Genomic DNA, 6,989 nt, shown 5'->3' on the forward strand with positions numbered 1-6,989 from the left:
CCTCGGTGCCGCCCTCCGGCACGGCGAGCGCGGTCTCCGGGGTGAAGGCGACGAACTCGCCCTCGACCGGCGCCAGGCCGCCGCGCTCGATGCGCAGCCGGTCGCCGATGGCGACGCCCGGGCCCAGACCGGCGACGGAGAGGGCGGCACCCCGTACCCCGGCCAGCGTGCCGTAGCGGCCCCGCCGGGGCAGCCGCGCCAGCGGGCCGGCGAGGTCGGCGAGGCCGGATGAAAGGCCGGATGACGGGGCCGGCGGGGCGGCGGGCGGAGGGAGGGCCTCGGAATTCATGCGAAATATTCGTCCGCTAGGGAGGGGCAGCGCCGGAGACCGGTCTTCTCGGGCCATTATGGCCCGCATCGCCGCCGAAGCGCTATGCGAAAAACATCGACAAGACGGGCGGGACCGGGCTATTCCTGCGCCGGCAGCCAGAGGGGCACCCCCATCCATGCTCGACGGCATCGACGTCTTCCGCATCACCGGCGCGCGCATGCGGCACCTGTCGGAACGGCAGAACGTGCTGGCGCAGAACATCGCCAACGCCAACACCCCGCATTACCGCGCGCGGGACGTGAAGCCGTTCCGCTTCGACAGCGGCCTGCTGCGCGGCCCGGGGAGCGATCCGCGGACGGTGCAGCTGGCGGCGACCCGGCCCGGGCATCTCGGCGCCGGCCGCGGCGGCGCCGAGATCGCCGCCGACCGCGCCCAGTCCTATGGCGAGGACCCGGACGGCAACACGGTCAGCCTGGAGGAGCAGATGGTGAAGCAGGCCGATGTGGCGAAGGCCTATGACCTCGCCACGGTCGTCTACAAGCAGGGCGCCTCGCTGCTGCGCAGCGCCGCGGGCGGCCGCTGATGCTGCGCCTCGGACCTGTCTCCGGCGCCGGACCGCTGACCCGGGCGATGGCCACCGCCGCCTCCGGCATGAGCACCCAGGCCACCCGCATGCGCGTGGCGGCCGAGAACATCGCCAATGCCAGCTCCACGGCGGCGGTACCGGGCGGCGACCCCTATCGGCGCAAGCTGATCAGCTTCGGCCAGCGCCTCGACCGCGCGACCGGCGCGCAGCTGGTCAGCACGGCGGCGATCCAGCAGGACGGCCGCGGCTTCCGCACCCAGTTCGATCCCGCCCATCCGGCGGCCGACGAGCAGGGCTACGTCAAACTCCCGAACGTCGATCCGCTGATCGAGCAGGCCGATCTGCGCATGGCCGGACGCAGCTACGAGGCGTCCATGGCGGTGCTGCAGCAGGCGCGCACGCTCTACGGCAAGACGCTCGACATCCTGAGGTCGTGACCCGCATGTCCACGCCGCTCGCCGCCATCCCTCCCGTCTCCAGCGCGCTGCGCGCCTATGGCGCGGGTGCCGCCGCCGCGGGCCAGCCCGGGGCGACCGATTTCGGCGCCATGGTGGGGGACGCCGCCCGCGCCTCGCTCGCCACGCTGCGCCAGGCCGAGGTCACCGCGGCGCGCGGCGTCGCCGGCACCGCCGATGTGCAGGAGGTGGTGCAGGCCGCCGCCAGCGCCGAGCTGACCGTGCAGACCATGACGCAGCTGCGCGACAAGGTCGTCGGCGCGTACATGGACGTGCTGCGCATGGCGGTCTGAGCGCCGTGAACGAGGGCGATGTCATCGAGGTGCTGCGCGGCGGCTTCTACACCACGATGGTCGTGGCCGGCCCGCCGCTGCTCGCGGCACTCGTCACCGGCGTCGCCATCTCCGTGCTGCAGGCGCTGACGCAGATCCAGGAGATGACGCTGTCCTATGTGCCCAAGATCGTCGTGACCATGATCGCCACCATGCTCTCCCTGCCCTTCGGCTTCGCCGCGCTGCGCTCCTACACCGAGGAGATCGCGCAGCTCATCGTGGGTCTCTGACGCATGGATCTGCTCCGGCGCCTGCGCGGCGGCCTCGGCCACCAGGACCTGCTCTTCGCCGCGGCGCTGGTGCTGCTGCTGGCGGTGCTGGTGCTGCCGATGCCGAGCTGGCTGGTCGATCTCGGCCTCGCCACCTCGATCACCCTCTCGGTGCTGATCCTGATGGTGGCGATCTGGATCGAGCGGCCGCTCGACTTCTCCGTCTTCCCCACCGTGCTGCTGGTCTCGACCCTGCTGCGGCTGGCGCTCAACCTCGCCACCACGCGGCTGGTGCTGGCCGACGGGCATCGCGGCCTGGACGCGGCGGGCGACGTCATCCACGGCTTCGCCGCCTTCGTCGTCGGCGGCGACTTCATCATCGGCGTCATCGTCTTCGCCATCCTGATCGTGGTGAACTTCATCGTCGTCACCAAGGGCGCCGGGCGCATCGCCGAGGTCGCCGCGCGCTTCAGCCTGGATGCCATGCCGGGCAAGCAGATGGCGATCGACGCCGATCTCGCCGCCGGCACCATCGACGACGCCGAGGCCAAGCGCCGCCGCCGCGATCTGGAGGACGAGAACACCTTCTTCGGCGCCATGGACGGCGCCTCGAAATTCGTCCGCGGCGATGCCGTCGCCGCCATCCTGGTCACCATCGTCAATGTGCTGGGCGGCATCACCGTCGGCACGCTGCGCCATGGCATGTCGCTCTCGGCGGCGGCCGAGAACTACGTCACGCTCGCGGTCGGCGACGGCATCGTCAGCCAGATCCCGGCGCTGATCGTCTCGGTCGGCGCCGGCATGCTGGTCTCCAAGGGCGGCGTGCGCGGCTCGACCGACAAGGCCTTCGTCAGCCAGCTCGGCGCCCAGCCGAAGCCGCTCTATCTGGCCGCCGGCCTCTCCGGCCTCTTCGCCGTGCTGCCCGGCCTGCCCTTCCTGCCCTTCTTCGCGCTCGGCGCGGTCGCTGCCGGCGGCGGCTGGCTGGCGCAGCGCGCCGCCGGGCGCGCCGCCGCGGCGCGCGAGGCCGGCCTGCCGGTGGCCGAGGCGGCGCCGCGCGAGGAGAGCATGGCCGAGCTGATCCGCGTCGACGACGTCCGCCTCGAGCTCGGCATGGGCCTGGTCTCGCTGACCGCCAGCCGCCAGGGCGGGCTGTCGGAGAAGATCCGGAAGCTGCGCCGCGCCTTCGGCCTGGAATTCGGCTTCGTGCTGCCCGCCGTCCGCATCAAGGACAACATGGATCTCGCCTCGGGCGAGTACTCGATCCAGGTGCAGGGCGTCGAGGTGGCGCGCGAGACGCTGGTGCTGGGGCGGCTGCTGGCCTTCGCCCCCGGCGGCCAGGAGATCGGCGTGCCGGGCATCGACACGCAGGAGCCCTCCTTCCACATCAGGGCGCGCTGGATCGAGCCGGCGCTGCGCGAGGCGGCGATGGCCCAGGGCCTCACCGTGGTCGATGTCGAGACCGTGCTGACCACACACATGTCCGAGGTGCTGAAGGGCTACATGGCGCAGCTGCAGACCTATGCGGCGACGCAGCGGCTGCTCGACGGCCTGGAGAAGGAGCATCAGCGCCTGGTCGCCGACCTGATCCCCGCCGTGCTGCCGATGGCCACCGTGCAGAAGGTGCTGGCGACGCTGCTCGGCGAGCGCATCTCGATCCGCAACCTGCCGCTGATCCTGGAGGCGCTGCACGAGGCGGCGGGGATGACGCGCAACGTCTCGATGCTGGCCGAGCATGTGCGCCAGCGCCTCTCCCTGCAGATCTGCCGCGGCCTGACGCAGGAGGACGGCTACATCACCACCCTGCTGCTCTCGCCCGAATGGGAGCGCGAGGTGGGCGGCGCCATCATCGAGGAGGGCGACCAGCGCAACTTCGCCATGGCGCCGTCGCGGATCCAGGAGCTGATCGCCTCCACCCGCGCCCGCATCGCCGAGGCCGCCGCCAAGGGGGACTGGCCGGCGGTGCTGACCTCGGCCGCGGCGCGCCCCTTCGTGCGCCACCTGGTGGAGCGCATCAACCCGACCATCGCCGTGATCAGCCACGCGGAGGTGCATCAGCGCGCCAAGCTGCGCACCGTGGGCCAGATCTGAGGGTGCAGCTCGGCCTGGAAAGCTGGCTGACCGCCGAGCTCTATCGCCTCTTCCTGGTGTTCTGCCGGGTCTCGGCGGCGCTGCTGCTGCTGCCGGGGACGGGCGAGACGCAGCTGCCGGCGCGCATCCGCCTGCTGGCCGGACTGCTGATCGCGCTCTGCATCGCGCCGCTCGCCGGGCCGGCCAGCAGCCCGCCCGGCGCCCTCGCCATGGCCGGCGCGGTCGCGCTGGAGACCGCGACCGGCGCCTTCCTCGGCACGCTGTCGCGCCTGCTGCTCTCGGCGGTGCATGTGGCGGGTCAGGTGATCGGCCAGAGCATCGGCATCAGCAACGCCTTCGTCTTCGGCATCGGCATGGACAATTCGGCGGTGCTCGGCGGCGCGCTCTACGCCGCGAGCCTGGCCGCGCTCTTCGCCATCGACGGGCACCATCCGGGCCTGCGCGCCATCGCCGACAGCTACGCGCTGGTCCCGCTCGGCGCCGCGCCGGAGACGGCGCTCGCCGCGCGCAGCCTGGCCGAGGGGGTGGCGACGGCCTTCCGCCTCGCCATGCAGCTCGCCATGCCCTTCCTGATCCTGGCGCTGATCTTCAACCTGGCGCTGGCCGGCATCAACCGCGCCATGCCGGCCATGCCGGTCTTCATGATCGGCGCGCCGGCCCTGCTGCTGGCCGGCCTGACGCTGCTCGGCGCCGCGGCGCCGACCCTGGTCACCGAGATCCTCGGCGCCTATGGCGCCGTCTTCACCTTCGGGCGCTGAGCCGTGGCGGAGGAGAGCGGCCAGGAGAAGACGCTCGACGCCTCGCAGCGCAAGCTGCAGCAGGCGCGCGAGAAGGGCGACCTGCCGGTCTCGCGCGAGGGCTCGGTCTTCGGCCTCTATGCCGCCATGCTGCTCGCCCTCGGCCTGGCCGGCGGGCTGATCGGCGAGCGGGTCAGCCTGGTGCTGCTGCCGCTGATCGAGCAGCCGGAGGCCTTCCTCGACCTGACCGGGGAGGGCTATCGCCAGGCGGGCGCCGCCTTCATCGAGGCGCTGGCCGTGGCGCTGCTGCCGGTCTTCGGCCTGTTGCTGGCCGGCAGCCTGCTGCCGCACCTGGCGCAGAACACCGTGGTCATGGCCGGCGAGCGGCTGCGGCCGAAATGGTCGCACCTCTCGCCGCTGGCCGGGATGAAGCGGCTCTTCGGACTGAAGGCGCTGTTCGAGTTCGCCAAGAGCCTGACCAAGATGCTGGCCGTCGGCCTGACCTGCTGGATCGTCGGTCGGCCGCTCTACGAGCGGAGCGCGCAGCTGGCCGCGGTGGACCCGGCGGTGTTCCCGGCGCTGGCGATGCAGTCGGCCATCGCCGTGGTCTTCGCCGTGACCCTGGTCAGCGGCGTGGTGGCGGCGATCGACATCGCCTTCCAGCGCTTCGAGTACCATCGCCGGCAGCGCATGACGCTGCAGGAGATGAGGGAGGAACTGCGCGCGACCGATGGCGACCCGCACGTGAAGTCGGCGCTGAAGCGCAAGCGCCGGCAGATGTCGCAGCGGCGCATGATGGCCGATGTCCCGACCGCCACGGTGGTGATCACCAACCCGACGCATTTCGCCGTGGCGCTGCGCTACGAGCGGGGCGAGGACGCGGCGCCGGTCTGCGTCGCCAAGGGCGTCGACCACGTGGCGCTGCGGATCCGCGAACTGGCCGGCGCCGCCGGCGTGATGCTGATCGAGGACCGGCCCCTGGCGCGCGGCCTCTACGCCTCGGTCGAGGTCGGCCAGGCGATTCCGCCGGCGCATTTCGAGGCGGTGGCCCGGATCATCGGCATCGTCTGGGCGCAGCGGAAGCGGGGCGGCGCGGGCCCGCGCCATGTCGCGTCGCAAAAATAGGATAAGTTGATTGACGTGATAATCACCGGTTGCGTAACAGGGGTCATCCGCAATCGATCGAGAGCGCCATGCCGTCACCCTGTCTCCGCCGGGCCCTGCTCGGCGCCATTGCGACCTCCGCCCTGGCCCCGGCCCTGCTGACCCCTCCCGCCCGGGCGGCCGAGGCGGCGCCGAAGAAGGAATACGAGTTCTTGCCGCTCGGCGACTTCACGGTGAACCTGCCCAGCCTGGGCCGCCGCATGGGCTATGTCGTGGTCTCGGTGACGCTGGAGACCCGCGCGGCGGAGACCCAGCAGTTCCGCGACCTGTCGCCCCGGCTGAAGCAGGCGGTGCTGCAGCGGCTGATCGCCATGTCGGAGCGGCAGGAGCTGCGGCCGGGCCGGACCGACCCCTCCCTGCTGCGCGACCGGCTGTTCGACTGCCTGGCGCAGGTGCAGGAGGCCGGGCTCAAGGACGTGGTCATCACCCGGCTGATCCACAGCTGAGCCGCCCGCGCGGCCGGCGGCTCAGGACCTGATCTGCGTCACGTCGGCGGCGTTGATGACGCTGCCATTGCTCAGCACCAGGGTGAAGGCGCCGGTGCTGTCCTTGCGGAACTCGGTGATGGTGCCGCCGGCGCTGACGCTGCCGGCGCTTTGCCGCGCGCCGCCGGCATCGTCGCCGACGACACGGACATTGTAGCGGCCGGTCGCCAGCCGCGTGCCGTCGGCGCTCTTGCCGTCGAAGACCACCGTGTTCTCGCCCTGGGCGAGGCCGATGCGGCGCACCACCGCGCCGCCGGCGTCCAGCACCTCGAGCCGGGTGTTGCCCAGCGTGCCGGCCGTCACTGTCGCCGTGACGGTGCTGGTGCCGCTGTCGGGCACGGTGATCTGGCTGAGCGTGCTCTGCACCGTCTTGCCGAGCAGCGCCGCGTTCTCCGCCAGGGTGCCGCCATTGCTGAGCGCACTGGCGATGCCGGTCAGCAGGGTGTTGGTCTTGGTCTGCTGCTCGACCTGGGAGAACTGCGCCAGCTGCGCCACGAACTGGGTCGGGTCGGTCGGCTGCATCGGGTCCTGGAACTTCATCTGCGCGGTCAGCAGGGTCAGGAAGCGGTCGAAATCGGCGCTGCTGCTGCTCAGGCTGGTGGTCGGCGCCGGGGCGGCGCCCCCCCCCCCCGGGGGGGGGGGGGGGGGGGTGGGGGGGGGGG

At 72.0% G+C, this 6,989-nt stretch carries 9 protein-coding genes and 1 pseudogene; 8 read left to right on the forward strand and 2 right to left on the reverse strand.

Going from position 1 to position 6,989, the window contains the following annotated elements:
- Nucleotides 1-289, reverse strand: a pseudogene (locus tag ACVMLK_RS18760) (hypothetical protein); the annotation flags it as partial.
- 157 nt (nucleotides 290-446) lie between these two features.
- Between ACVMLK_RS18760 and ACVMLK_RS18765 the strand changes: the two are divergent.
- From ACVMLK_RS18765 to ACVMLK_RS18800, 8 genes are all read left to right on the forward strand, one after another.
- On the forward strand, nucleotides 447-854 hold the full coding sequence (locus ACVMLK_RS18765; protein WP_457487264.1) for a flagellar basal body rod protein FlgB: 408 nt from the start codon (nucleotides 447-449) through the stop codon (nucleotides 852-854).
- Nucleotides 854-1,294 carry a flagellar basal body rod protein FlgC gene (flgC, locus tag ACVMLK_RS18770; protein WP_422925957.1) on the forward strand — a complete coding sequence of 147 codons (441 nt, stop codon included), beginning with the start codon at nucleotides 854-856 and terminating at the stop codon, nucleotides 1,292-1,294. Before ACVMLK_RS18765 ends, flgC begins: the two co-directional genes overlap by 1 nt.
- A 5-nt stretch (nucleotides 1,295-1,299) precedes the next feature.
- Entirely contained in the window at nucleotides 1,300-1,605 is a 306-nt protein-coding gene (locus tag ACVMLK_RS18775; protein ID WP_422925955.1) for a flagellar hook-basal body complex protein FliE, read from the forward strand.
- Between the two features lie 5 nt (nucleotides 1,606-1,610).
- Nucleotides 1,611-1,874, forward strand: coding sequence for a flagellar biosynthetic protein FliQ (locus ACVMLK_RS18780; RefSeq protein WP_422925953.1), 264 nt, complete (start codon nucleotides 1,611-1,613; stop codon nucleotides 1,872-1,874).
- A gap of 3 nt (nucleotides 1,875-1,877) precedes the next feature.
- Nucleotides 1,878-3,941 carry a flagellar biosynthesis protein FlhA gene (gene flhA / locus ACVMLK_RS18785; RefSeq protein WP_457487265.1) on the forward strand — a complete coding sequence of 688 codons (2,064 nt, stop codon included), beginning with the start codon at nucleotides 1,878-1,880 and terminating at the stop codon, nucleotides 3,939-3,941.
- Nucleotides 3,942-3,943: 2 nt separating this feature from the next.
- On the forward strand, nucleotides 3,944-4,699 hold the full coding sequence (locus tag ACVMLK_RS18790) for a flagellar biosynthetic protein FliR (protein ID WP_422925949.1): 756 nt from the start codon (nucleotides 3,944-3,946) through the stop codon (nucleotides 4,697-4,699).
- 3 nt (nucleotides 4,700-4,702) lie between these two features.
- Complete coding sequence (locus ACVMLK_RS18795) at nucleotides 4,703-5,803, forward strand: EscU/YscU/HrcU family type III secretion system export apparatus switch protein (RefSeq protein ID WP_422925947.1); 1,101 nt, start codon at nucleotides 4,703-4,705, stop codon at nucleotides 5,801-5,803.
- 68 nt (nucleotides 5,804-5,871) lie between these two features.
- Entirely contained in the window at nucleotides 5,872-6,288 is a 417-nt protein-coding gene (locus ACVMLK_RS18800; RefSeq protein WP_422925945.1) for a flagellar basal body-associated FliL family protein, read from the forward strand.
- 21 nt (nucleotides 6,289-6,309) lie between these two features.
- Here the strand turns inward: ACVMLK_RS18800 and ACVMLK_RS18805 are convergent.
- A partial coding sequence (locus tag ACVMLK_RS18805) for a flagellar hook assembly protein FlgD (protein WP_457487266.1) occupies nucleotides 6,310-6,989 on the reverse strand: 680 nt, incomplete at its 5' end.

The sequence above is a fragment of the Teichococcus aerofrigidensis genome (assembly GCF_054073225.1).

Bases quoted from the DNA above. Each gene is read 5' to 3' on its own strand.
- flgC (WP_422925957.1), top strand. From the start codon at position 854: ATGCTGCGCCTCGGACCTGTCTCCGGCGCCGGACCGCTGACCCGGGCG.
- flhA (WP_457487265.1), top strand. From the start codon at position 1,878: ATGGATCTGCTCCGGCGCCTGCGCGGCGGCCTCGGCCACCAGGACCTG.
- ACVMLK_RS18775 (WP_422925955.1), top strand. From the start codon at position 1,300: ATGTCCACGCCGCTCGCCGCCATCCCTCCCGTCTCCAGCGCGCTGCGC.
- ACVMLK_RS18765 (WP_457487264.1), top strand. From the start codon at position 447: ATGCTCGACGGCATCGACGTCTTCCGCATCACCGGCGCGCGCATGCGG.
- ACVMLK_RS18800 (WP_422925945.1), top strand. From the start codon at position 5,872: ATGCCGTCACCCTGTCTCCGCCGGGCCCTGCTCGGCGCCATTGCGACC.